General features: G+C 20.1%; 1 protein-coding gene. It reads right to left on the minus strand.

What is annotated here, in order from left to right; all coding sequences use genetic code 11:
* Positions 1-51: 51 nt before the first annotated feature.
* On the minus strand, positions 52-639 hold the full coding sequence (locus tag GBZ86_RS16420; RefSeq protein ID WP_152892448.1) for a hypothetical protein: 588 nt from the start codon (positions 637-639) through the stop codon (positions 52-54).
* Positions 640-776 lie beyond the last annotated feature (137 nt).

The raw sequence follows: 776 nt of genomic DNA on the forward strand, positions 1-776 counted from the left end.
TTATAATGCTTAAATATTTACTTTTATTAAATTTTTATTTTTAAATATACATTAACCTACACTTTTTAATATATTAGATAAATTATATACTTGAATAGCATCTGCTTTAAGAATATCTTTATCTTTAATATCACTATTTAAATTTTTAATAACATTTAATATTCCTATTGCTTCAATAACAGCTTCTGATTCTTCTCTAACATTGCAGTTATTTAACATATCTAATAAAATATCTATCTTTTTATTAAATTTAGGTCTACATTTAATATATTGTAAAGCTTTAGTTCCATCACTTTTATTTATAAATTTAACTACATGACAATGTATATATTCCACTATTTTATCTAAACTATAACTAACTTTAAAATTTTCTGAATACATTTTTTTTATATATCTAATCATATCTGGTCCATCTTCTATTTTTATAACTTTACAACTATATTTTAAAATTTTATCTGCATTTCCACCCTTAATTACATAACCAATAGCAAATGGTTTTTTCTTATAATCTAAGTCTTTTATTTCTAATCCAGCAATATCTTCTCTTCTTAATAATCTTTCTTTTCCATTTTCTTTTTTAACAAAAAATCCTCTTAAATGGTTTGTACAAATGATAAAATTAGCATTATCCCGTTCCACAAACAACCACTCCTCATTATCTCTTATATATTATTTATAATTTTTTATGTAAATTTGAAAATGCTATACTAAATTCTATACCATATTTTTAAACTTTAAAAATATATTTACCCATAATAACTATATTATAATTATAC

It is taken from the genome of Clostridium tarantellae, from assembly GCF_009295725.1.
Taxonomy (GTDB): Bacteria; Bacillota; Clostridia; order Clostridiales; family Clostridiaceae; genus Sarcina; species Sarcina tarantellae.